This is a genomic window from Psychroflexus planctonicus (assembly GCF_014640195.1).
GTDB lineage: Bacteria > Bacteroidota > Bacteroidia > Flavobacteriales > Flavobacteriaceae > Psychroflexus > Psychroflexus planctonicus.
Genome location: NZ_BMGM01000004.1, coordinates 238,357 through 261,496 on the forward strand (window position 1 = coordinate 238,357; position 23,140 = coordinate 261,496).

A 23,140-nucleotide genomic window follows, 5' to 3' on the forward strand; every position below is an offset into this window, starting at 1 on the left:
TTGTTTGTTTTTGATAGCGATATTTCTGTTTACTTACTTTGCGTCTAGCGCATAACGAAAGTGACAACCTAAAAAGCGAAACTTTTCACTTTGTTTATCTAAAGGCTGGCAAAGGCAGGTTAAGCCTTCACATTATAAATACACAAAACTCTCCTTTCATCAAAAATTTAGTCATTTTTGTTGTGTGTCTATGTTGCTAGTGCTTTCCCATCATGATCTGGATCTCTTTTTTCAATTCAGGTAGTTCTCGAACTATTATTGTCCAAATAACTTCGTCAGAAATGCTATCATATTCGTGAGCGATTCTATTTGGAGTTCCGATTATCTTTTGAGCGGTGTTTATTTGAAAATTAGATTCTTTGTGTTTAAATATTCGGTTTATTGCTTCTCCGATTATTTCAATATTTCTTTCAACTGCTTTTTTTGTTTTTAAGTCTTTTTGATACTCAAAGAAATTTCTTTTTTCGGGTAAAAACTCAAATATTTCATCAATAGATTTAATTATGTCTTCAAACCAAGCATTAATTCTATTGTCCATAAATCAGAATTTTTGTGCTATCAAGCTCTTTTCTGAAAAATTGATTTTTTATTCCACGTTCTTCAATTAAGTCAATTTGTTGCTGAAATAATTTTTCTAAACTCTCTTTGAGTTGAAAATATAAGTCTGTGTATTTAAAAGGATCTGTTTCATCAAAATCAACAACGAAGTCAATATCAGAATCATCTTTAAAATCATCACGAGTAACAGAGCCAAAAGCGGAAAAAGTCTTTACTTTGTATTGTTTACAAAGTTTCTTAATTCGATTAATATTTTTTTCAGATATTTTCATACAACAAAAATACTCAAATTTTAGTTCAACTCATTCTTTGATTTTTTTTCAATATTAGCCACAGCTTTTTTATAATAACAGCAAAGGTTATTTTGCGATGGTTACTGAAGAAAAAGAAACAACCTATATCTTTATAAGCTTGTAAGTCTGCATACTTTTAGTATTAGCTTCTTTTATCAAATACACACCTGCAGACCAGTTACTGGTATTAATTGTGGTTTCTTGACTATTTAATTTAAGTTCGCTTATTTTTCTGCCTTGCATATTGTAAACTTCTAATTTAGTTCCAAGGGCTTCAGATGAAGCGTGAATTTTGGTTGAATTTTCAGCAGGATTTGGAGCTATTCTAAGCTCGTTTTCTTTTTCAACATCTATGCTGCTTAAACTACTTTCTTGGTAAACACGAACGTATTTAATATCCATACTACTTTCAGTAAATTCAGGAACAATGCTGGGTTGAATGGCAATGTTTAAAAGCAAAAATTGGTCTTCGTCAAATGGCCATGTGTTTTCGTCTTGTACATCAGGTTCATATACATAATGTACTTCATCGTCTACACTAAAAACCATACGGTCAGGATACCAGTCTAAGGCGTAAACATGGTAATCTGTTGAAGCGGTTGGAATAACTTGTCCACCGTGATTAATTGTTCCGCCAAAGCTAGACGGTGTGTGCATTGCACTTTGAACAAAATTTTGGTTACTTCCCCAATGTTCCATAATATCAATCTCTCCGCATGCTGGCCAAGACGTGGTGCCAAATCCTTCATTATCCCAATAGGTTCCTAACTCTTCTATGTTTTTGCCTAACATCCAAATTGCTGGCCAAGTTCCAACTCCTGTAGGTAATTTTACTTCAACTTCTACGCGACCATAAGTAAAAGCAAATTTAGAATTCAGTCTGGCAGATGTGTAGTCTTTAGTAATTCCTTGGTCTGTAAAAGTTTCACTTTTTGCAACTATATGCAATTCTCCGTCACTTACATAAGAATTATCGGTTCTGTCTGTGTAATGCTGAACTTCACCATTAAACCAAGAGTTTCCATTTGGTAAAACAGTTTGATGATGCCATTTTTCGGAATCTATCGCTCCGTCAGTATCAAATTCATCAGACCAAACCAATTCATCATAAACCGGATCATCTACTGGATTTTCATCATCAGACTCTTCTCCTTCAAAATAAAAATCATCGATATAAGCTAAGACTTCATCATTGTTATTTTCTCCATTTATTTGAAGTAAAACTCGGTTAAAATCATTTCTACTTAATGGGTTAGGTGAGTCTGAATTCAAATTGATGTAAGAATCATTTGCAAAATCGAAAATAATTTCCTGCCATTCATCTAAAACCAATGGTTTAACTATTTCAGTCTGAGTAGACCACGGAGCATTAATTTGGTTATTTTGTAGCTTAAGTGAAATTTGATTGGGTTGATTTCCAGTAATTTCATCTGAAGGAACATATATCTTTATGGTAAAAGTTGTATTGCTTCCTAAATTAATATTTTCTGAAGAGTCAAAATATACATTGGCGTAACTTCCACCAGTATCGTGGTAGCTCATTACATTTTCTGATAAATTGATTGATTCTTGATATGGATTTAAAATGGGTTCTATAATCTCGCAATCATCACCTATCCAACTTGAAATTGTGCTGTTTCCATCAAAATTGTCTTCTAATAATTGTGCATTAATTGAAATGGATAGTAGTAAACTAACTAATAAAATTATAATCTTGTTCATGAATTTTTTTTCCGAATATAAAGGTTTGTCTTATTTGTCGCAAATCAATACTCTTAAACTATTGTTGTGTTGTAGTGATGTAGGGTTTTTATCCTTAAAGCCTAGAATAGTGTAGTTGATTAATCTATACACTGATCTTAGTTGATAAGCAATATCAATTGTTAAAATATATTAAATAGTAAAAGCTTATAGCTTTATAAAAAATGATAAGAATTTATTAGCATCTCAATCTTATCTATTAGCTATTTTTGCAACTAATAATTTAAAACAATAAACTATGTCAATTGTAGGTAAAACCTTTCCAGATTTAACAGTAGACGCCATGAATGAAATGGGCGATACTTTCAAAATTAATGTATTAGAAGAAGCAAAGAAAAACAACAAGAAAGTATTGTTGTTTTGGTATCCAAAAGATTTTACTTATGTGTGTCCAACAGAGTTACATGCATTTGAAGAAGCAAAAGCAGAATTAGAGAAGCGTGGTGTAATTGTAATTGGTGCATCTTGCGACACTCCAGAAGTTCATTTTGCTTGGTTAAATACTCCTAAAGATGATGGTGGTATTGAAGGTGTAACGTATCCAATTCTTGCTGATAGCAATAGAAATTTAAGTAGAAAATTAGGAATTCTTGATATTACCAACGAGCGTTACGATGATGAAACAGGAGATTATCTAGTAGATGGTGATAATGTAACTTACAGAGCTACTTACTTAATAGATGAAGATGGTTTGGTATTTCACGAAGGTATAAACTTTATGCCAGTGGGAAGAAACGTTCAAGAATTTATAAGAATGATCGATGCTTACACTCACGTTCAAAAACACGGTGAAGTATGTCCAGCAAACTGGGAAGAAGGAAAAGATGCTATGAAAGCAGACCGCAAAGGAGTTGCATCTTACTTAGCAACTAAATAAAATAAAAAAGAGTTCATGCAAGTTTGCGCTTGCATGAGCAACAATTTTAAATTGAAAATTATGTTCCAAGAATTAAAAGAAGATACTTTAAAAGAAGTAGTAGATAGCAACGATAAAGTAGTAGTACAATATGCTGCAAGTTGGTGTGGAAATTGTAGATTAATGAAGCCAAAATTTAAAAAATTGGCTGGTGAAAATGAGACAATTCCATTTATATTAATCGATGCTGAAAAAAATCCAGAATCTAGAAAATTAGCAAACGTGAACAATTTACCCACTTTTGCCATTTTTGAAAATGGAGAATTTAAAAATCAAGTACAGACAAATAAATTTGAATCTTTAAAAGAATTAGTAGATGAAGTTACCAGTAATTAAACATTTGCAGAAAAACAATGATGTTGAAAAGCTAAATCATACTATGGAAGTTTTAGAGTCTTTTTGCGAACATCGTTCTGTTAAAGAGAATGAAATGGATGTAGTAGGTGAGCTAATTACAAATTTAGCAGGTGCTGTTGAAATGGATAAACTGATACAAGAAGGCATGTCTGAAAAAGATGCAGCAAATACCTTTGCAAAACGCGTGTTAGGTTCTATAGATCAGTAGCCAAAACCACAATTTAATATTATTAGATTAGCCTTTATAATTTCGATTGTTTCCTATTTTTCATGATTGTTTTAGGTTGAGTGTTTACAATAACAATTGAATTATAAGGGCTTTTATATAAAAAAGGCTATAACTTAGTTTAAGTTATAGCCTTTTTTGTTTTGGTAATTTTAAAAAATAATTGGCAAGTTAATACTGCTCATTTTCATTTGGAAAATCTCCAGACTTTACATCTTTATTGTAATCTTGGATGGCTTTGGTCATAATAGTGTTTAAGTCTGCATAACGTCTTAAAAAACGCGGATTAAATTCATGATCCATGCCCAGCATATCATGAATTACTAAGACTTGTCCATCAACACCATTTCCAGCGCCAATCCCAATAACAGGAATGCTAATGCTTTTAGCTACTTCTTCGGCAAGTTTGGCAGGCACTTTTTCTAACACCAATGCAAAACAGCCTAATTTTTCTAGTAATAAAGCGTCTTCTTTAAGTTTTTCTGCTTCGGCTTCTTCCTTTGCTCGGACGGTGTAGGTTCCAAATTTGTAAATAGATTGCGGCGTTAAACCCAAATGTCCCATCACAGGAATTCCTGCTTTTAAAATTCGTTTTATAGAATCTTTAATTTCACTACCGCCTTCTAATTTTACTGCATGAGCTCCGCTTTCTTTCATTATTCTAATTGCAGAACGCAGAGCTTCTTTGGGGTCACTTTGGTAGCTTCCAAAAGGTAAATCTACTACTACTAAAGAACGGTTTATGGCTCGTACAACATTTGTTGCATGATAAATCATATGGTCTAAAGTAATGGGCAAAGTAGTTTCATGTCCTGCCATTACATTAGATGCAGAATCGCCAACTAAAATTACATCTATTCCGGCTTGGTCCACTATTTTGGCCATGGTAAAATCGTACGAAGTTAGCATCGATATGCGTTCGTTATTCGCTTTCATATCTACTAAAGATTTTACGGTAATTCTTTTATATTGTTTCTTGGCTACAGACATGTTATATTGTTTTTTGACAAAGGTAGGATTTTAAGACGAATTGAAAATTAAAGCGCTGGCTCTATCGTAATCAATTCAATTTGTTATTTACCTTGAAGCTTTGTTATAGATTATTTTTTTAATTTGATGTGTAAGTCTTTTCCGGTTGGATACTCAAAAACTTCTAATTTAAAATAAGGAATACTGGCTAAAATATGATCAAAAATATCGGCCATAATGTGTTCGTAATTTTTCCAAATTTTATCTTGGCTAAAAGCATAAATCTCTAAGGGAATTCCGTTTGGAGTAGGAGCTAACTGACGGCTCATGACCATCATATCTTTGTTAACAGCTGGATTTTGTTTTAAATATTCGTCTACATATTTCCTAAACAAACCAAAATTGGTTAGATTTCTTCCGTTAATCAATACAGACTTGTCTGCGTTTAGGCGTTCATTATGCGAATTGATTTCAGAAGAACGTTTGTTTACATAATCTGATATCAATTGTATATTTTTAAATTCACTTATTTCATCAGGATTTAAAAATTGAATTGAACTAGCTTTAATTAAAACGGCACGTTTAATTCTTCTTCCACCAGATTGACTCATCCCACGCCAGTTTTTAAACGAATCTGAAATCAAATAATAAGTTGGAATTGTAGTTATGGTATTGTCAAAATTTCGGACTTTAACCGAAGCTAAATTAATTTCAAAAACATCTCCATCTGCACCATATTTTTCCATTGTAATCCAATCGCCAAGTCTTACAGTATCGTTCACAGAAACTTGAATACTGGCTACAAAACCCAAAATGGTATCTTTAAATACCAAAAGCAAAACCGCAGAAAGTGCACCTAAGCCCGTAAATAATTTAGTTAACGAACGATCGGTGATTATGCTGAATATAATTACAATTCCAATTAACCAAACAACAATCATAAATACCTGTATGTAACTTTCAACAGGCTTGTCTTTAAGCGATTCTATGGTTTTTAAGAAATCCTTAAATGTGAGTAAAATGCTTCTTAATAAGGTAATTACAAAAACTACGGTTAGTAATCCAACTAATTTTTCAGCGTAGACTTCAAAGCTTGGAAAATCTACTAGTATAAAAGGGATTAGGAAGGATATAAAATTTACGGTTAGTAAATTAGATAGGTGTAAAAAGGTTTTGTTTTTTACTAGAAAATCATCGAATTGTGTTTTAGATTTTGAAGCAAGTCGGTGGACTACATTTTCAGAAAAAACCCTGAGTACTTTATAAATAACATATGCCAAAAGTAATGTTACTACAACATTAATCAACAAATTTAAATAAATAGCTAGTTGCTCTTGAAGCTCAAATTCTTCTTTAAATAAGCGATAAAAATAGCGCGTTAGTACTTTGGTTTCCATTTAAAGATTTTTTTCAAAAATAGCAAAGTTAGTTTGATATTAAGCGAATACCTGAAGAAGTATATTTTTATTAAAAAGCAGATTTTTCTACTCCAAACTGCAATAATTTTTGTTGAATGCTTTTTAAGACTTTTAATAAACCACCTGGCAATTTCAATAAAAACAACTGTTTTTTAGATAAACTATTTTCATTAAGTTCTTGCTGTGCAACTTTCCAAGTAGAGTCGCCATGCATTTTTGCTCTCAACACAATCGAAAACCGGTTTAGGTCTAAGTATTTTTGTAGAGCAGGATTTTTTTCAGCTTGATGTTGATATGCATTTATAAACGTCAACCTTTCTTTAAATCGGGGTGTTTTGGAAATGTTATTTTCTGAAGATACATAGTAGGTGAAAGTTGATTTGGGATTGAAAACTATTTTTTTTTGAAGCCCAATTCTAATGAATAAATCGGTATCCTGTCCTGAATAAATAGCTTCGTTAAATCCGCCAATTTGCTTAAAAAAATCTTTTTTAATAAGCATTCCAGAAGTAATTAGCAAGCTGTGTTTTGTGCTATTTTCAAAATACGACAGAGGCTTCATTTTGGAATCCAATTCAAAACTATATTGAGCAGTAGTTGTTTTATTATGTTCTTTAATTATGCTAGGTTTAGAAGAAAAAACAACTTCGTCAGGAAATAATTGCACAGCTTTATAAAACTCGCTTAAATGATTTTCTTTCCAAAAATCATCTGCATCTAAAAAGGCAATCCAATGGCTTGTTGCAATTTCTACACCGCGATTTCTAGCATAGGCAGCACCTTTGTTTTGTTGCTGTTCTAAAACAACTCTATTGTCTTTGAAATTGTTTATTTTTTCAATAGAATCATCTGTCGATCCATCATCGACAATAATCAATTCAAAGTTTTTAAAATCTTGTTGAAGAACGCTCTCTACGCAAGCTTCAATAAAATTTGCTTTATTATGCAAAGGAATAACCACTGAAAAAAAAGGATTTAGCTTACTCATTTTCAATTGATTTGAGTTCCTTTAAATAACAAAAATAGAGCATTCGGTATACGTCAAACCAAAAAAGGCTGGGTGATTTTCCTGTAATTTGTTTACATAAAATAACGTGAAAAAGTTTGTAAAGCCATTTACATAAATTAAGCAATCTTAACTTTTTTAGTTTTAAATAGGCTTTTTGGATGGGTCTAAAATCTTTTGAAATTAAATTTTTATCTTCTAACAAAATCAAGCTTTTCCAAGCATCTTTGGTTTTGGAAAGAAAAACGGAATTGGTTTCTAAACCCAAATGAAATACTGGATTATTGATGTGAAGTACATTTGCATTTGCTTTCTTCAATTGGTAAGCCAATAAAATATCTAAACCGTAAATGTGTTCTAAAACGGTGCTGTGCTTTAAAAAAACTGATTTTTTAATACAAATTGCTCCAGTTACCAAACTTCTATATTTATTTTCTGTTCGGGCTATTAAATTTTGTTCTTCTCTGGCTTTCCCATATTTCCATCGGAGTAGATAATTCTTGTCTTTAGGCTTTTCTTGATACGCAATTCCACCAAAAATTACATCTAATTCGTTATTTTTCTGAATTGCTTCAACGTAGTTGCTAATATAGTTTTTTTGCTGAGGAAATACGTCCGCATCTAGAAAAAGCAACCAGTTATTTTTGGCTTCATCAGCCAATTTTATTCGCGTTTTTTCCCTGCCTAAATTGCTTTGGTTTTGTATAATATGAACATTGGTGAATTCTTCAAATTTTGTGTAAGTTTCAGTTATATGTGCTAGAGTAGAAGCATCATCGCCAATAATAATTTCAATTTGAGCATTTAGTTTTTCAATTTCATCTACTAAGCTGTAAACCAAATTTTGGCATTGATCGTTGAAATTAGGTATGAGTATGCTTAACAATTTCAGATTTTTACTAACTTTACAAAGTTAGTTAATTAATTTCATCCATTTTGTTATGAACCGAAGGCAAATTGCAGACCAAATCTATAAACATCTTTTAGCACATAAACAGCAACTTCAATTTGAATTTGAACAGAACAAAGATGCCATCCCTTATTTTTTTTTAGACGAATTGTTACCTGATGAGCTCGCACTTCAACTTTTTAATTATTTTCCAAAAGTGAATGAAATGATGCACAAAAATAGCATCCGTGAAAATAAATATGTAGGCTTTGAGATGAATAAGTACAACTCGCTTTTAGAAGAATGTATTTATGCCTTTCAAGAACCAAAAGTGGTTAAATTAATTTCAGACATTTGTAACATACAAGAAGCATTGCCTGATAAAAATTTATATGCAGGCGGTCTTTCAAGTATGGGTGAAAACCAATTTTTAAATCCACATTTAGACAATTCTCATGATAAAGACCGAAAACTTTGGCGTGTTTTAAATTTACTTTATTATGTAACTCCTTCTTGGGAAGTTAGTTATGGTGGTAATTTAGAACTATGGCCAAATGGTTTAAAGGGAGAACCCATAACTATTCACTCTAAATTTAATCGTTTAGTAGTAATGGCAACGCATCAAGAATCCTTGCATTCAGTTTCTCCAGTAAAATATATTGGTTTTAGATGTTGTATTTCTAACTATTATTTTTCAAAAAAACCTTTTAGTTTAAATGATGAATTTCATGTAACATCTTTCCGCGGCAGACCAAATGAAATGCTAAAAGATAAAATCTTACAACTAGACAGTTGGATACGAATGGGAATCAGGAAAATTTTCAGAAAAGGAATTGTAGAAAATCCTCACGTTTATAAAAAAGACGAAGATTAACCCGCCTTCTTTTGGATAACTTCAAATACTTTTTGCCCGTCGCATTTTAAAGTTTTAGATGGATACTTAAGTAGCAATGCGTAATCGTGCGTAGCCATTAAAATAGTGTTTCCATTTCGGTTGATTTCTTGAAGCACTTCCATTACTTCAACAGAAGTTTGTGGGTCTAAATTTCCAGTAGGTTCATCTGCTAAAATTAATTCAGGATCATTCAGTAAAGCTCTTGCAATAGCAATACGCTGCTGTTCTCCACCAGAAAGCTGATAAGGAAATTTAAAGTTTTTGGTTTTCATATCTACTTTATCAAGGACTTCAACAACCTTATTCTTCATTTTATCTTTGTCCTTCCAACCCGTTGCTCGTAAAACAAAAATTAAATTTTGTTCCACATTTCGATCGTTCAACAATTTGAAATCTTGAAAAACCACTCCTAATTTTCTTCTTAAGTGTGGAATATTCTTTTCTTTTAAGGAGTTTAAATCCATACCAACAATTTTTCCTCTGCCTTCCTTCAAAGGTAAATCGCCGTACAAAGTTTTCATGAAACTACTTTTACCGGTTCCTGTTTTACCAATGAGGTATACAAACTCTCCTTTTTCTATTTGGATGTTAATATCGGAAAGCACTAAACTTTCCCGTTGAAAAATACTGGCGTTATTCAATTCTAAAATAACTTCTGGCATAAGTAAAATTTTACAGGGTTAAATATATCATTTATAAATAAAACTACTGTAGAATTACAAAGCAAAGTTAAACTAATTGTTGAGTTGAAATTCCTATCGTATATTACCGTAAAACTATTTAATGAATATTCCAAATTCTGAATTACCCAGAGTGATCATAATAGGAGGTGGATTTGCAGGCATTTCTGTTGCTAAAAAGCTCTTTGATAAAAAAGTACAATTGGTAATGTTGGATAAACGAAATTACCATACTTTTCAACCTTTGCTTTACCAAGTGTCTACATCTGGCTTAGAACCTGATTCTATTGCCTACCCATTGCGAAAAATTCTCAATAAATCGAATAATTCTTTTTTTCGATTGGCTGAAGTAGACCAAATTAATGCTGACCAAAAAGAAGTAAAAACCAATATCGGAACATTAAGTTACGACTATTTAATTATTGCTACCGGGTCTAAAACGAATTTCTTTGGAAACGAGAATGTTGAAAAAAATGCAGTTTGGATGAAGTCTGTACCGCAAGCTTTAAACTTAAGAAGCTTAATTTTAGAAAATTTTGAACAAGCAACTATTACAGATAATGTTGAAAAAAGAAAGGCATTATTGAATTTCGTTATTGCAGGTGCTGGACCGACTGGTGTTGAGTTGAGCGGAGCTCTAGCTGAGTTGAAAAATCATATTATTTCTAAAGATTATAAAGACTTAAATAAAGAAGAAATTCAAGTTCATCTACTAGAAGGTGAAGATCTTGTTTTACCACCTATGAGCAAAAAATCTTCTGCAAATGCTCAACGTTTTCTAGAAGGTTTAGGAGTTCATGTGCATACTTCCACCTTTGTTGAAGATTACAAAAACAATATTGTTACTACAAATACAGGAAAGCAATTTAATACCGAAACCTTTATTTGGTCAGCTGGAGTAACTGGCGCGCCTGTTAAAGGTTTACAAGCCAAAGCTATTGTAGAGAAAGCGAACCGATACGAAGTAAATGCATTTAATCAAATTAAAGGTTATACAGATGTTTTTGCCATTGGCGACATCGCACTTATGCAAAACGAAGATTATCCTAAAGGTCATCCTATGGTAGCTCAGCCTGCCATACAGCAAGGAGAACATCTAGCAAAAAATTTACTACGCTTACTAAATAACGAAGAGATGAAGCCATTTTCTTATTACGATAAAGGCACCATGGCTACTATAGGAAGAAATAAAGCGGTTGTAGATTTAGGTAAACTGAAGTTTGGTGGATTTTTCGCTTGGTTTATTTGGATGTTTGTTCATTTGTGGTTTTTAGTCGGTTTTAGAAACCGAATTGTTACCTTTTTCAATTGGGTTTATAGTTATGTTAATTACGATCGAGCAGCACGATTAATTGTAAGACCATTTAAGCATAAAAAGGTAGAAATGAGTGATACAGATTAAACTTAAGTTTTAATTTAATCTAAATTTCTTCATTATCATTTTCCAACGGTAATTTCTAATGAATTTTCCTTCTGAAGCATTTACCATTTTCTTTGGTTTTTGGAACAATGCTGAGTTTACATAGGAAAGTATACCTTTTATAAAAAAGAAGATTTGTTTTTTTAGTAAGGCAAGTTTTAGTAAACTCAAAAAGCTCAATATAAAACCGTGATCCATTTTATACAAGGCTTTTCCATAGCGTTTAGCTAATGTGGACTGATATAATTTCCCTGTTGGTTTGAGATGCTTAACTTTCAAGTTTTCATCGGTTTGCGTTTGCCATCCATAATATCGCGCCAGCAATTCATCTACTGTATCCCAACCCATTTCTTTTTTTAAACCACCAATGGCTTTAAAGCATTCTTTTCGGTAGGCTTTTATTGGTCCACGAATATGGTCATTGTTAGTTAGTTTTTCTTTTTTCCAGTTTCCACTTGTATCTTCAACATAACAAAATCCAGCAAACATACCGAGTTTAGCATTTTTTTGAAAAGCTTGATTTACTTCAAATAAATAATTTTTCGGAAAAATTAAATCGGCATCAAACTTACAGATAATGTCGTACTCCTTTTTTATATTCTGAAATCCTTTATAAAAAGCATTGATGATTTTGCTTCCAGGTTCATGTTTATTTGAAGATTGTAAGTTAACTAATTGAATAAAAGCATATCTTTTACTAAATTCTTCTACCATTTTTGCAGTGTCATCGGTAGAATTGTCGTTTACAACAATTATTTCTGACGCAGTATAAGTTTGTTCTACAAGCGATTGCAAACACAAGCCTATGCATTTTCCTTCATTGTGCGCAGGAATGATAATGCAGATGTTCAACAAAGCATATTTAATTTATTATTATTTTTTTAATGTCTGAAGAATCATCTTTGATGAATTTCAAAAAGTAAACACCTGATGATAAGTGAGTAAGGTCTATTTGATTATCATAATTATAAGTGTGAATGGTTTTTCCTATTTGATTAATAACCACTATTTCTTCATATTGAATAGATGATTTTATCTTAAAGAAACCATTGCTTGGATTTGGATAAATTTTTGGGGTTTCTAAATTGTTTTCAAAAGAATTAAGGTTTAAAGAATCGTGATCACATAATCTGTTAATTATACTTTCGTTGAGAGCTGTATCCCAAATTTTAAAATCATCTAAGTAGCCATGAAAATAATTGGGGCTTTGGTATAAATTACGTTGTCTTTTTCCAATTACACCATTTGTATCTGAATATACAAGTGTGTTTGCAAAGCCGCTATAATCACCACCTATACCATCACAATCATAATAAATTTCCATGTCATCGTGATCATTTACCACAACAAATACATTAATCCATTCTCCAACTTCAATTACATTATTACTCACATAAGATTTTCTTGCCGATGCTATATAATTATATAAGCCGTTTGAAATATTTATAGCCATTTTTCCAGAACTCATCTCAGAATTAAAGTAAACTCCAGAATTTCTATTTTCTTCATACGAAAGCTCAAATAATTCTTGATCATCGTAAGATGTACTTGAATATTTTATCCAGAAAGAAATTGTAAAAGGCATAGCGGGCTTCAAATCATCTTCATTTGGTAAATTTATAAAGCTATCAATTCCGTTAAAATATAATGAATTATCAGGAATTCCATTTCTGTCTTCTGCAAAAGTGGCTCCCATATTAGATGCATCATAATTATTTTCTGAAGAATCTTCAAAATTCCCATCAAATTTATAATGAACAACTGGAATAAGTTGTGAATTTAGGTTTTGTGATATTGAAAAAATTGTTACAAAAAGTATAATCACTAAATTTTTCATAATGGTTTTTTTCAAATATATTATTTTTTATTTAATTGGCTATCATTACATAGCAAACCCTAATTTGGATTTGTTTTTTTCAGAATGTATAAAGAAATAATCATTTTTGTTTAATTCATCAACCCTAATATGATCAACTTTTACTAATTTTCCAATTGAAAAAATGTATGCTTCAAAACCCATTTGTTTCAGCTCACTTTGAATGTATGTAGCATTTTCTTGTTTTAAAATCTCACAAATAATAATAGGCTTACATTCTTGAATGATAGATTTTGCACCTTGAATTACAAGGTGTTCTGCACCTTCTACATCTATTTTTATTAAATCTACAAATTTGATTCTATTAGAAAGAAATAATGAATCTAAAGTAACACTTTCAACAAGAATCTGTTTTGAGTATTTTAATTTCTTACTGCCAGTATTGTGTTCGCCTGAAAGGTTTAAAAAATTTGAAAACTTTTTGTTTTCAACAACATGAAAATTTAATTTGCCTTTTTGATCTGATAAGGCTAAATTGTATATCGATATTTTATTTTCTAAACTATTTAATTTTACATTTTCATTTAAATACTGTAAAGGTCCTGGGCTAGGCTCAAAGCAATGTACTTTTATTTCTTTATTTAATTTAGCAGCCAAGAGACTGTAATATCCAAAGTTTGCTCCAATATCTATAAAACTAGAAGATGTTTTTATTATTTTTTTGAATAATAGAGTAAATTCATAATTATCACTTCCATTCCAAAAGAGCTGTTTAGAAATATAACTTGTTGGATTAGTATTTATTTTTATTGCATTGTCTTTACTTATTTTAAGTCTGAAAGTTCCTGAAACAGGAATTTTAAATTTTTCAGGAAGTATGCTCCTAAAAATATAACTAAGATTTCTTAAACAAAAATTAACGTACTTGTTGTATATGATTTTTTTTATCAAGATGTTTAAGAATTATTAGCTAAATATTATACCTGATAAACAATTGCGTTAATATTCATTCCAGCGCCAACGCTTGCAAACATAACAACGTCTCCAGGTTGAAGTGGTTCATTATTTAGTTCGCCTTTTTTGTATAAATCGTATAAAGTTGGTATGGTAGCAACGCTTGAATTTCCTAGGGTTTTAATAGTCATTGGCATAATACCTTCTGGTACGGCAACATCGTATAATTCGTAAAAGCGTTTCAAGATGGCATCATCCATTTTTTCATTGGCTTGATGTATAAAAATTTTCTTTAAGTCTTTAATGTCAACTCCGCTTTTGTCTAAACAAGTTTTCATTGCATCAGGAACGTTTGTTAAAGCAAAATTATAAATCTTACGGCCATACATTTTAATGTAAGCCGTGTTGTCTTTAATCTTTGGAGAAAAGGTACGGTCAAAATAAATATAGCTGGCTTCATCGTAGGTAAAACTAGCCGACTCATGGGTTAAAATTCCGCCTTTTTCATCAATGCTTTCGTAAATAGTTGCACCAGCACCATCGGCATAAATCATACTATCGCGATCATGTGGGTCTATAACTCTAGACAAAGTTTCAGCGCCGATAATTAAACATTTTTTGGCCAGACCTGCTTCAATAAAAGCTTTGGCATGAATGCTAGCTTCAATCCAGCCTGGACACCCAAAAATTAAATCGTATGCAACACATTTTGGGTTTTTAATTTTGAGCTTATACTTTACTCGTGATGCTAAACTAGGTACAATATCGGTTTGTTGACTATCAAATTTTACATCCCCAAAATTATGTGCAAAAATAATATAGTCTAATTCTTCAGCATCAACCTTTGCATCTTCAATGGCTTTTTTAGCCGCAACAGCCGCAATATCAGAAACGTTAAGATTGTTTTCTACATATCTTCTTTCCTGTATTCCTGTAATTTTTTCAAATTTTTTAATAATAAGCTCAGGATGCTCGTCAAAAGCGGAACCATCTTCGTTGTAAAATTGATGATTTAAAAAATCTTCATTCTTTTGAATTACATTCGGAACATAGCTTCCCGTACCTGTAATTTTTACTTGAGCCATAGGTTTTATTTTGGGGTGCAAGTTAATAAATGTTTTGCTTTGCTAAATAATTTAAAAATACATAAATTCCATAAAACTGGTATTTATCATATTATTTTACAAAAAAATATACACTTCATTTATTGTATATTTGAAACTGCTCACTAAATTTTTCAAATTGATGCAAAAAACCATTCTCATAATTAGTTTTTGTTTTTTCAGTGTAGTACATGCACAAAATCCGGATTCAGATTCTACTTTTTGGAACCGCATGCAATGGGGTGGAACAGGAGCTTTAAATATTTCTAATAATTTTACAAGCATAAGTGTTTCGCCGCAAGCTATTTATCCATTAAAATCTTATTTTGCAACTGGTGTTGGTTTACAATACAGTTATCTAAGAAGTAAAAATAACTTTACTTCTCACTTGTATGGTGGGAGCTGGCTTAACATATTTACCCCAATCCCAGAAGTCCAAATTTCAACAGAATTAGAGCAATTACGGGTTAATAATCGATTAGCAAATGGAGTGAAAGATGATTTTTGGAACACAGCTCTTTTTCTTGGAATAGGTTACCGCCAGCAAAACTTTACAATTGGCATCAGGTATAATGTGCTATTTGATGAAGATAGAAATATCTACCCACGAGCTTGGATGCCTTTTGTTAGAGTCTTCTTCTAACACAGAAGTAATCTATTGTTTTTTGTAGAAAAATACTAATACAACCCGTTGTGCATTTTGAGTTAAAATTGATAGCGTAATGTAAGCCTGCCTGCCTGTTTAATAAGACAGGATCGAGTCTCAGGAAATTTTTTACAATTTCATTTAATGGCAAGTGATAATCAAAACAAAATTTTTCATTTAAACTATGAATCAGCAGCTTCCCTTCCATTAAGGGAAGGGTAAGGGATGGGTGTAAACTAAAATACGAAAAACATCCTTTGCCTTTCGGCATTTCCCTTTAGGGAAATTTATTTAATCAATCTTATTTACTAAAGATAAAATAAGTGAAGCTTTTTGAAAGTAGCTGAAAACAGACAAATTATTATAAACCTGAGTTCGACTTATATATCATTGTATTTCAATTATTTAACCTATATACAATAATATTTCGACATAATAACACCCCTATAATCCCCTCCAGGGGATATTTTCACTACAAGTATCCTCCCTTGAGGGAGGACTAAGGATGGTGTATATTGATTTTCAATACTTTATTATTTTTTTTTAATCGAACTCAGGTTATAAGAATGTCAGTAGTAGTGATTTTTCATAAAAAAATCGTGTCGAGAACCAATTCATATCGAAAAATTCTTATTCTCGATACTCCCTACACTTAGGTTTCACTCATTTCAATCTTGAAATTCATTCGAATTGAAAGTATTTTATCTAAAATGCTAATTCACTTTTTTAAAATTAGCTTCGCTTATAACAAATATTCCGCTTGGCATAAGAATTGAACCATATTAATAGCGTTTGTTAATTTGGTTGATAAATGCAAATTTTAATAAAAAATATACTTTTAATCCAACAGTAGTCAGCCAAAAACTGACAAGCTGTCGCAAATACAAAATATGTCTAGATCAAAAATATTTAGCCTTGACAATTTGTCTTCACAAGCTATAGATGAAGATGCAGAATTAATTCCGTTAATGACGCCAGAAGATGAAGAAGCCATTAACCGTGAAGAACTGCCTGATGAATTACCTATTTTATCTCTCAGAAACACGGTTTTGTTTCCAGGTGTAGTTATTCCAATTACAGCAGGACGTGACAAATCTATCAAGCTTATAAATGAAGCGAACAAGAATAGCAAAGTAATTGGAGTAGTTTCGCAAAAAGAAGATGAAGATGAAGACCCCAATTTCGATGCAGTAAACAAAATTGGTGTTGTAGCCAAAATCCTTCGGGTTTTGAAAATGCCCGACGGAAATACCACGGTAATTATTCAAGGCAAGAAACGCTTTAAAATAACAGAACCCGTAGCAGAAACTCCCTATCTAATAAGTAAAGTGGAAGCTTTTAACGAAGTAAAACCAAGTCCAGAAGACACTGAATTTCTGGCTATTTTAGACACCATTAAAGACCTTTCTTTAAAAATTATAAAGGAAAGTCCAAACATTCCTTCAGAAGCTTCATTTGCTATTAAGAACATAGAAAGTTCTTCGTTTTTAGTCAACTTTATTTCATCTAACATGAGTCTGGAAGTAGACAAGAAGCAAGAGCTTTTAGAAATTTCAGATTTAAAACTTAGAGCGCTTACTACTTTGAAGCACATGAATTTAGAATATCAGAAATTAGAACTGAGAAATGATATTCAAAATAAGGTGCATAGCGATATGAATCAGCAACAGCGTGAATATTTCTTACACCAACAAATGAAAACCATTCAAGAAGAATTGGGTGGCGCTTCACAAGAAGGAGAAATTGAAGAAATGCGTGCCAAGTCTAAAAACAAAAAATGGGACAAAGATGTAAAAGAGCATTTTGACAAAGAATTAAGCAAGCTACAACGCATGAATCCGCAAGTAGCAGAATTTTCTATTCAACGCAATTACTTAGATTTATTCTTAGAATTACCTTGGAATGAATTCAGCAAAGATAAATTCGATTTAAAACGTGCTCAGCGAATTCTAGACCGCGACCACTATGGTTTAGAAGATGTAAAACGTAGAATTATTGAATATTTAGCGGTTTTGAAACTAAGAAACGACATGAAGTCGCCAATTTTATGTTTGTATGGACCTCCGGGCGTCGGGAAAACTTCCTTAGGCAAATCTATTGCTGAAGCGCTTGGCAGAGAATACGTTCGCGTTTCTTTAGGTGGATTACGTGATGAAGCAGAAATTCGTGGACACCGAAAAACCTATATCGGAGCCATGCCGGGTAGAATTATTCAGAGTTTGAAAAAAGCAGGAACAAGCAATCCCGTTTTTGTCTTAGACGAAATTGATAAAATCGGAAATTCGCATCAAGGCGATCCATCTTCCGCTTTGTTAGAAGTTTTAGATCCCGAGCAAAATTCAGAATTTCACGATAACTTTTTAGAGCTGGGTTATGATTTATCTAAAGTGATGTTTGTTGCCACTTCTAATAATTTATCTACCATTCAACCTGCTTTGCGCGACCGTATGGAAATTATTAACGTGACAGGTTACACCATTGAAGAAAAAGTAGAAATTGCCAAAAGGCATTTGCTTCCAAAACAAATTAAAGAACACGGCTTAAAGAAAAGCGATATTTCTATCGGTAAAAAAGAACTGGAAAAAATTATAGAAGGTTATACTCGAGAATCTGGTGTTCGTGGATTGGAAAAACAATTGGCTAAAGTGGTAAGAAACGTAGCCAAAAATATTGCTATGGAAGAAGATTACCAAAAGAAAATTTCCAAAGCACAAGTTGAAGAAATTTTAGGTAGCCAGAAAGTAAATCTGAATTCTTACGAAAATAACGAAGTTGCCGGAGTAGTAACTGGATTGGCTTGGACAAGTGTTGGAGGCGATATTTTATTTATAGAATCGACTTTGTCTAAAGGAAAAGGAAATTTAAACATTACCGGAAACTTAGGTAAAGTAATGAAGGAATCTGCTACTTTAGCAATGGAATACATCAAAGCCAATGCAGAAGATTTTGGTTTAGATAGCGAAGTTTTTTCAAAATACAACGTACACATTCACGTTCCAGAAGGAGCAACTCCAAAAGACGGTCCAAGTGCAGGTATTACCATGTTAACATCTTTAGTTTCTCTATTTAGTCAGCGAAAAGTAAAACGAAATTTAGCCATGACTGGAGAAATTACATTACGTGGACGAGTTTTACCCGTTGGTGGAATCAAAGAAAAAATTCTTGCTGCCAAACGTGCAAAAATTAAAGAGATTATTTTATGTGAAGAGAATGAACGGGATATCAAAGAAATTAAAGAAGAATATCTAAAAGGTTTGACTTTTCACTATGTGAAAGATATGTCTGAAGTCTTAGACATTGCTTTATTAAAGCAAAAAGTTGCAAAGCCAAAAGACCTATAATTCAATAAAAAGTAATATGTTTGGAAACTGGATGTTGTACTATTTCATCCAGTTTTTTATTTTTAATGAAATAATTTGCACATTATTCGTTTACTAGTATTGAAGGTGTTTTTTCATGAAGTATAAATTTCTTATCGTTCTATTTCTAACTGCTCAATTTGGCTTTTCGCAAATTGGAGGACAAAATACCTATCAATTTTTAAACCTTCCTGTTAATCCTGCGCAATCTGCCATGGGTGGAAAAGTGGTTACCAGTCTGAGTTATAATCCATCTATGGGTTTGCTTAATCCTGCTAATATTAATGAAGATATGGCCGGACAAGTTTCCGCTAATTATATGAATTACATTGCAGATATTGGTTATGGTACTGCTTCTTATGCTCACAAAGTAAATGAGAAATACGGCGTTCTTCAAGCTGGAGTTACCTATATAGATTATGGTAATTTTGATGGGTTTGATGAATTTGGTAACGAAACTGCAGATTTTGGTGGTAACGAAGTTGCAGTAAGTATGGGTTACGCATATCAACTTCCAGATACACGATTTTCATTCGGAATCAATATTAAAGCTATTACTTCCCGTTTAGAGCAGTATTCTTCATTCGGAATGGCTTCAGACATTGGCGTAACCTATTATAACCCCGAAAGCAAATGGATTTTTTCTGGAGTTTTACGAAACGCTGGAGGACAACTTAAAGCTTTTGATGAAGTTACAGAATCTCTGCCTTTGGAGTTGATTTTTGGAATGTCTAAAGAATTAGAAAAAGTGCCTATCCGTTGGCACGTAACTTTAGAAAATATGCAAGAATGGGATTTGGCCTTTAGAAATCCATCCCGAGATGAAACTGACCTAGAAGGAAACGTAACTAGAGATGACCCTAGTTTTCTAAATAATGTTTTTCGACATACCGTTTTTGGAGTTGAATTGTTTCCCAATGGTGGATTTACTGTTCGTTTAGGTTATAGTTTCAGACGAGCAGAAGAATTAAGAGTAATCGATCAGCGTTCTTTTGCTGGTTTAAGCGGTGGTTTTCAAATTAAATTCAATCGCTTCCGCTTCAGTTATTCCTACATGCGTTTCAATCAAGCTGCCAGTTCCAGCTTCTTCGGAGTGGATATTGATTTAAAGTAACCCGTTTTCCAGTCGGCGCAGCCTTATCAGAACCGTCATACCGCACTTGATGCGGTATCTCATGCCTGAGAAACGGAATTATTGTGCTAAGTAACATCAGAACTAAATACATATAGATGCCATATATCGGCTATTGCCGATTACGGCATGACAGTTTTAAATTATTTCGATTTACGGATTGCAAATCCGCGAACTCACGAATAACAGTTTTTAGATGGTGTTTTGTTTTCACGGATTGCAAATCCGCGAGCACAGGTTTTAGCCGTGAATGGACTCTTTTTTACTCAAATCTTTCATGATTTCAGCTTCAAAAGCTAAAAGTTGTTGCCATTTGTCATTCACCGTATTTTCATCACCATACTGTCTAGCTAGTTTTAAAAATAAAGTATAATGTCCAGCTTCACTGATCATTAGTTTACGGTAAAAACGAGCTAATTTGGTGTCTTTTAAGTTTTCAGAGAGCAACCTGAAACGTTCACAGCTTCTGGCTTCAATTAAGGCAGCATACATCAAACGGTGAGTAAGTTGGTCAACCCGACTTCCACCTTTTGGAAAAAATTTCAATAGCGCAATTACATATTCATCTTTTCGGTCTCGACCTAATGCAATTCCTTTTTCAATTAATAAATCGTGTACCATTTTAAAATGGCTCATTTCTTCTTGAACCAAATCTGTCATTTCATTAACCAACTCCGTATATTCAGGAAAACTTACGATTAATGAAATAGCAGTTGATGCTGCTTTTTGTTCGCAATGAGCATGATCAATCAAAATTTCATCGATGTTTTTCTCTGCAATATTCACCCATCTCGGGTCGGTGGGAAGTTTTAATCCTAACATATTTTATATATCTAAATCAAAGGTTTTACGTAATGTATCTAATGCTGGGTTGGCTTCCATCATTTTCATGTACTTTTCTCTTGGAGTGTAGGCATATTTTTTAACTTCTTGAAAATCAACTTCAATTTGTAAGTTGAGATGTGTATTTTGTAATCGCTCTTTTAAGAATGCAAGCAACTTATTTTGAGCCCTTAAAACACTATCTTTCATCGTGTTGTTTGGATAAGTTAAATGTATGCTGGTTCCTTTTAGCACAGGATTTCCAGTGGCTAAAGTAGAAGGCAAAATTTTATTGCCTTTCTTTTCTAAGTTTTCAATATAATCTTTCCAAGCTTTTTGAAAATCTTCTTCAGTGAATTTTTCATTAAGCACTACATCTTCCTTTTTGTTTTTTTGCTGTTCTTCTAAAAGCTGTTTCTTCTTTTTAATAGCGCTTAATGATAAGCCAGAAGCAGGTTTGTTTTCTTCATTAGCTGGAGATTCTTCTACTTTTTGTTGTTGAATTTCAACATTAGAATGGGTGTTATTTATGTAGTTTTCTACTTTTTTTTCAGTTGAAGCTTGATTATTTTCAACTCTAGAATTAGGTGTTTCAGTTGAAGCCTGAGGAACTTCATTATTTTCATTAGAACTTCTTTCAGAATGAACTTGTTTTTTCTCCATTGAAGCTTTTGGAGCTTCCACTTCATTCGGACTTAAGATGCGTTGGTTAGTCTTTTTTTTTTCGATTTCGCTTGCATTGGTAATCGAAGCCAGCTTCATCAAGCATAATTCTACATGCAAACGCTGATTTAAACTCGTTTTGTACTCAAAATCACAGGTGTTGGCTAAATCTATTCCTTTCATTAAAAATGAATAAGGTGTTTTTTCAGATTGAGTTCTGTAGGTTTCTTTGGTGTTTTCGCCTACTTCAAGCAGTGGAATAGTGGCGGAATTTTTACAAACCAACAAATCTCTAAAATGATTGGCCAGACCACCAATAAAATGTTGCCCATCAAAACCTTTTGCTAAAATGGAATTGAAATACACCAGCAAATCTGGAATTTTATTATCTAAAATGAAGTCGGTAGCCGTAAAAAAAGCTTCGTAATCCAGCACGTTTAAATTTTCGGTAACCGCTTTTCGGGTTAAGTTATTTCCCGAAAAACTCACCACCCGATCGTAAGTAGAAAGTGCATCCCGCATGGCACCATCTGCTTTTTGAGCAATAATGTGCAAGGCATCATCTTCTGCATTTACGCCTTCTTTTTTGGCAATTTCATGCAGATGCATTTTAATGTCGTTTACCGTAATGCGTTTGAAATCGAAAATCTGACAACGCGACAAAATAGTTGGAATAATTTTGTGCTTTTCGGTAGTTGCTAGAATGAAAATAGCATGTTTCGGCGGTTCTTCTAAGGTTTTCAAAAAAGCATTAAATGCCGATTGAGAAAGCATGTGAACTTCATCTATAATATAGACTTTATATTTTCCAGTTTGCGGAGGAATCCGAACCTGATCGGTTAAATTCCGAATATCTTCCACCGAGTTATTCGATGCAGCATCCAATTCAAATATATTGAAAGTGAAATCTGTTGAAGCATCTGAAGCATCATCTTGGTTGATTTTTTTGGCCAAGATTCTAGCACAAGAAGTTTTTCCAACGCCACGTGGACCCGTAAACAATAAAGCTTGAGCCAAATGATTTTGTTCAATGGCTTTTTCTAAAGTATTAGTAATGGCTTGTTGTCCAACTACATCTTTAAATTTTTCCGGTCGGTATTTTCGGGCAGATACTACAAAATGTTCCATGCTACAAATATACATTAGCCATGTAAACCTAAAAATCTAATTTCAAAATTACTTCAATAGAATTTTATTCTTTTAAAAAAGAAACCTTAAAATTGTTTTAAGTGCTTGCATTTACTGCTTTTAAATAGT

22 protein-coding genes are annotated in these 23,140 nt (G+C 32.5%); 8 read left to right on the forward strand and 14 right to left on the reverse strand.

From position 1 onward, the window contains the following. Positions 1-196: 196 nt before the first annotated feature. The 3 genes from IEV72_RS05970 to IEV72_RS05980 form a co-directional block, all read right to left on the reverse strand. A complete protein-coding gene (locus tag IEV72_RS05970) occupies positions 197-538 on the reverse strand; it encodes a HepT-like ribonuclease domain-containing protein (protein WP_188458182.1) in 342 nt (113 codons plus the stop codon). Further along, a complete protein-coding gene (locus IEV72_RS05975; protein WP_188458183.1) occupies positions 528-830 on the reverse strand; it encodes a nucleotidyltransferase domain-containing protein in 303 nt (100 codons plus the stop codon). Before IEV72_RS05975 ends, IEV72_RS05970 begins: the two co-directional genes overlap by 11 nt. A gap of 123 nt (positions 831-953) precedes the next feature. Then, positions 954-2,573 (reverse strand): family 16 glycosylhydrolase, encoded by a 1,620-nt coding sequence (locus tag IEV72_RS05980; RefSeq protein WP_188458184.1) that lies wholly within the window; start codon positions 2,571-2,573, stop codon positions 954-956. A gap of 277 nt (positions 2,574-2,850) precedes the next feature. Between IEV72_RS05980 and IEV72_RS05985 the strand changes: the two genes are divergently transcribed. The 3 genes from IEV72_RS05985 to IEV72_RS05995 are packed head-to-tail and all read left to right on the forward strand — an operon-like array spanning position 2,851 to position 4,093. Further along, positions 2,851-3,489, forward strand: coding sequence for a peroxiredoxin (locus IEV72_RS05985; protein ID WP_188458185.1), 639 nt, complete (start codon positions 2,851-2,853; stop codon positions 3,487-3,489). Between the two features lie 60 nt (positions 3,490-3,549). Further along, positions 3,550-3,864: a thioredoxin family protein gene (locus tag IEV72_RS05990; RefSeq protein ID WP_188458186.1), complete on the forward strand. Its 315-nt coding sequence runs from the start codon at positions 3,550-3,552 to the stop codon at positions 3,862-3,864. Next, entirely contained in the window at positions 3,845-4,093 is a 249-nt protein-coding gene (locus IEV72_RS05995) for a DUF6952 family protein (RefSeq protein ID WP_188458187.1), read from the forward strand. Before IEV72_RS05990 ends, IEV72_RS05995 begins: the two co-directional genes overlap by 20 nt. Before the next feature lie 189 nt (positions 4,094-4,282). Here the strand turns inward: IEV72_RS05995 and panB are convergent, their stop codons facing one another. The 4 genes from panB to IEV72_RS06015 form a co-directional block, all read right to left on the reverse strand. After that, positions 4,283-5,101: a 3-methyl-2-oxobutanoate hydroxymethyltransferase gene (gene panB, locus IEV72_RS06000; RefSeq protein ID WP_188458188.1), complete on the reverse strand. Its 819-nt coding sequence runs from the start codon at positions 5,099-5,101 to the stop codon at positions 4,283-4,285. Positions 5,102-5,211: 110 nt separating this feature from the next. Next, entirely contained in the window at positions 5,212-6,477 is a 1,266-nt protein-coding gene (locus IEV72_RS06005) for a mechanosensitive ion channel family protein (RefSeq protein ID WP_188458189.1), read from the reverse strand. Between the two features lie 70 nt (positions 6,478-6,547). Continuing rightward, positions 6,548-7,486: a glycosyltransferase family 2 protein gene (locus IEV72_RS06010; RefSeq protein WP_188458190.1), complete on the reverse strand. Its 939-nt coding sequence runs from the start codon at positions 7,484-7,486 to the stop codon at positions 6,548-6,550. Continuing rightward, entirely contained in the window at positions 7,479-8,390 is a 912-nt protein-coding gene (locus IEV72_RS06015) for a glycosyltransferase family 2 protein (protein ID WP_188458191.1), read from the reverse strand. Before IEV72_RS06015 ends, IEV72_RS06010 begins: the two co-directional genes overlap by 8 nt. Before the next feature lie 55 nt (positions 8,391-8,445). Here IEV72_RS06015 and IEV72_RS06020 point away from each other — a divergent pair, with 55 nt between their 5' ends. Then, positions 8,446-9,267: a 2OG-Fe(II) oxygenase gene (locus IEV72_RS06020; RefSeq protein ID WP_188458192.1), complete on the forward strand. Its 822-nt coding sequence runs from the start codon at positions 8,446-8,448 to the stop codon at positions 9,265-9,267. Here the strand turns inward: IEV72_RS06020 and IEV72_RS06025 are convergent. Further along, a complete protein-coding gene (locus IEV72_RS06025) occupies positions 9,264-9,950 on the reverse strand; it encodes a cell division ATP-binding protein FtsE (protein ID WP_188458193.1) in 687 nt (228 codons plus the stop codon). The genes IEV72_RS06020 and IEV72_RS06025 overlap by 4 nt on opposite strands. A 121-nt stretch (positions 9,951-10,071) precedes the next feature. Here IEV72_RS06025 and IEV72_RS06030 point away from each other — a divergent pair, with 121 nt between their 5' ends. Beyond that, complete coding sequence (locus IEV72_RS06030; RefSeq protein WP_188458194.1) at positions 10,072-11,370, forward strand: NAD(P)/FAD-dependent oxidoreductase; 1,299 nt, start codon at positions 10,072-10,074, stop codon at positions 11,368-11,370. Between the two features lie 9 nt (positions 11,371-11,379). Here the strand turns inward: IEV72_RS06030 and IEV72_RS06035 are convergent, their stop codons facing one another. From IEV72_RS06035 to IEV72_RS06050, 4 genes are read right to left on the reverse strand one after another with little or no spacing between them, the layout of a single operon-like run. After that, positions 11,380-12,240, reverse strand: coding sequence for a glycosyltransferase family 2 protein (locus IEV72_RS06035; protein ID WP_188458195.1), 861 nt, complete (start codon positions 12,238-12,240; stop codon positions 11,380-11,382). Between the two features lie 10 nt (positions 12,241-12,250). Then, entirely contained in the window at positions 12,251-13,225 is a 975-nt protein-coding gene (locus IEV72_RS06040) for a T9SS type A sorting domain-containing protein (protein ID WP_188458196.1), read from the reverse strand. Positions 13,226-13,270: 45 nt separating this feature from the next. After that, positions 13,271-14,155 (reverse strand): FkbM family methyltransferase, encoded by an 885-nt coding sequence (locus IEV72_RS06045; RefSeq protein WP_188458197.1) that lies wholly within the window; start codon positions 14,153-14,155, stop codon positions 13,271-13,273. A gap of 26 nt (positions 14,156-14,181) precedes the next feature. Beyond that, positions 14,182-15,243, reverse strand: a complete 1,062-nt coding sequence (locus IEV72_RS06050) for a 3-oxoacyl-ACP synthase III family protein (protein WP_188458198.1) — start codon at positions 15,241-15,243, stop codon at positions 14,182-14,184. A 160-nt stretch (positions 15,244-15,403) separates the two neighbouring features. Here IEV72_RS06050 and IEV72_RS06055 point away from each other — a divergent pair, with 160 nt between their 5' ends. The 3 genes from IEV72_RS06055 to porQ all read left to right on the forward strand — a co-directional run bounded on the left by IEV72_RS06055 (position 15,404) and on the right by porQ (position 20,380). After that, entirely contained in the window at positions 15,404-15,904 is a 501-nt protein-coding gene (locus IEV72_RS06055; protein ID WP_188458199.1) for a hypothetical protein, read from the forward strand. 893 nt (positions 15,905-16,797) lie between these two features. Further along, positions 16,798-19,248 (forward strand): endopeptidase La, encoded by a 2,451-nt coding sequence (gene lon, locus IEV72_RS06060; RefSeq protein WP_188458200.1) that lies wholly within the window; start codon positions 16,798-16,800, stop codon positions 19,246-19,248. A 115-nt stretch (positions 19,249-19,363) separates the two neighbouring features. Continuing rightward, complete coding sequence (porQ, locus tag IEV72_RS06065) at positions 19,364-20,380, forward strand: type IX secretion system protein PorQ (protein WP_188458201.1); 1,017 nt, start codon at positions 19,364-19,366, stop codon at positions 20,378-20,380. Between the two features lie 258 nt (positions 20,381-20,638). Here the strand turns inward: porQ and IEV72_RS06070 are convergent, their stop codons facing one another. Together IEV72_RS06070 and IEV72_RS06075 are read right to left on the reverse strand one after the other, a co-directional pair. Further along, the gene (locus IEV72_RS06070) at positions 20,639-21,220 is read right to left on the reverse strand and encodes a MiaE family protein (RefSeq protein ID WP_188458202.1); all 582 of its coding nucleotides are present in this window, start codon (positions 21,218-21,220) and stop codon (positions 20,639-20,641) included. Positions 21,221-21,223: 3 nt separating this feature from the next. Continuing rightward, positions 21,224-23,011 (reverse strand): DNA polymerase III subunit gamma/tau, encoded by a 1,788-nt coding sequence (locus tag IEV72_RS06075; protein ID WP_188458203.1) that lies wholly within the window; start codon positions 23,009-23,011, stop codon positions 21,224-21,226. Between the last annotated feature and the right edge of the window lie 129 nt (positions 23,012-23,140).

Excerpts from the sequence above, each read along its gene's own strand:
- lon (WP_188458200.1), top strand. The coding sequence starts at position 16,798 with ATGTCTAGATCAAAAATATTTAGCCTTGACAATTTGTCTTCACAAGCT.
- porQ (WP_188458201.1), top strand. The coding sequence starts at position 19,364 with ATGAAGTATAAATTTCTTATCGTTCTATTTCTAACTGCTCAATTTGGC.
- IEV72_RS06005 (WP_188458189.1), bottom strand. The coding sequence starts at position 6,477 with ATGGAAACCAAAGTACTAACGCGCTATTTTTATCGCTTATTTAAAGAA.
- IEV72_RS05970 (WP_188458182.1), bottom strand. The coding sequence starts at position 538 with ATGGACAATAGAATTAATGCTTGGTTTGAAGACATAATTAAATCTATT.
- IEV72_RS05980 (WP_188458184.1), bottom strand. The coding sequence starts at position 2,573 with ATGAACAAGATTATAATTTTATTAGTTAGTTTACTACTATCCATTTCA.
- IEV72_RS06070 (WP_188458202.1), bottom strand. The coding sequence starts at position 21,220 with ATGTTAGGATTAAAACTTCCCACCGACCCGAGATGGGTGAATATTGCA.
- IEV72_RS06055 (WP_188458199.1), top strand. The coding sequence starts at position 15,404 with ATGCAAAAAACCATTCTCATAATTAGTTTTTGTTTTTTCAGTGTAGTA.
- IEV72_RS06040 (WP_188458196.1), bottom strand. The coding sequence starts at position 13,225 with ATGAAAAATTTAGTGATTATACTTTTTGTAACAATTTTTTCAATATCA.
- IEV72_RS05985 (WP_188458185.1), top strand. The coding sequence starts at position 2,851 with ATGTCAATTGTAGGTAAAACCTTTCCAGATTTAACAGTAGACGCCATG.
- IEV72_RS05975 (WP_188458183.1), bottom strand. The coding sequence starts at position 830 with ATGAAAATATCTGAAAAAAATATTAATCGAATTAAGAAACTTTGTAAA.
- IEV72_RS06020 (WP_188458192.1), top strand. The coding sequence starts at position 8,446 with ATGAACCGAAGGCAAATTGCAGACCAAATCTATAAACATCTTTTAGCA.
- IEV72_RS06010 (WP_188458190.1), bottom strand. The coding sequence starts at position 7,486 with ATGAGTAAGCTAAATCCTTTTTTTTCAGTGGTTATTCCTTTGCATAAT.
- IEV72_RS06050 (WP_188458198.1), bottom strand. The coding sequence starts at position 15,243 with ATGGCTCAAGTAAAAATTACAGGTACGGGAAGCTATGTTCCGAATGTA.
- IEV72_RS06025 (WP_188458193.1), bottom strand. The coding sequence starts at position 9,950 with ATGCCAGAAGTTATTTTAGAATTGAATAACGCCAGTATTTTTCAACGG.
- IEV72_RS05990 (WP_188458186.1), top strand. The coding sequence starts at position 3,550 with ATGTTCCAAGAATTAAAAGAAGATACTTTAAAAGAAGTAGTAGATAGC.
- IEV72_RS06030 (WP_188458194.1), top strand. The coding sequence starts at position 10,072 with ATGAATATTCCAAATTCTGAATTACCCAGAGTGATCATAATAGGAGGT.
- panB (WP_188458188.1), bottom strand. The coding sequence starts at position 5,101 with ATGTCTGTAGCCAAGAAACAATATAAAAGAATTACCGTAAAATCTTTA.
- IEV72_RS05995 (WP_188458187.1), top strand. The coding sequence starts at position 3,845 with ATGAAGTTACCAGTAATTAAACATTTGCAGAAAAACAATGATGTTGAA.
- IEV72_RS06075 (WP_188458203.1), bottom strand. The coding sequence starts at position 23,011 with ATGGAACATTTTGTAGTATCTGCCCGAAAATACCGACCGGAAAAATTT.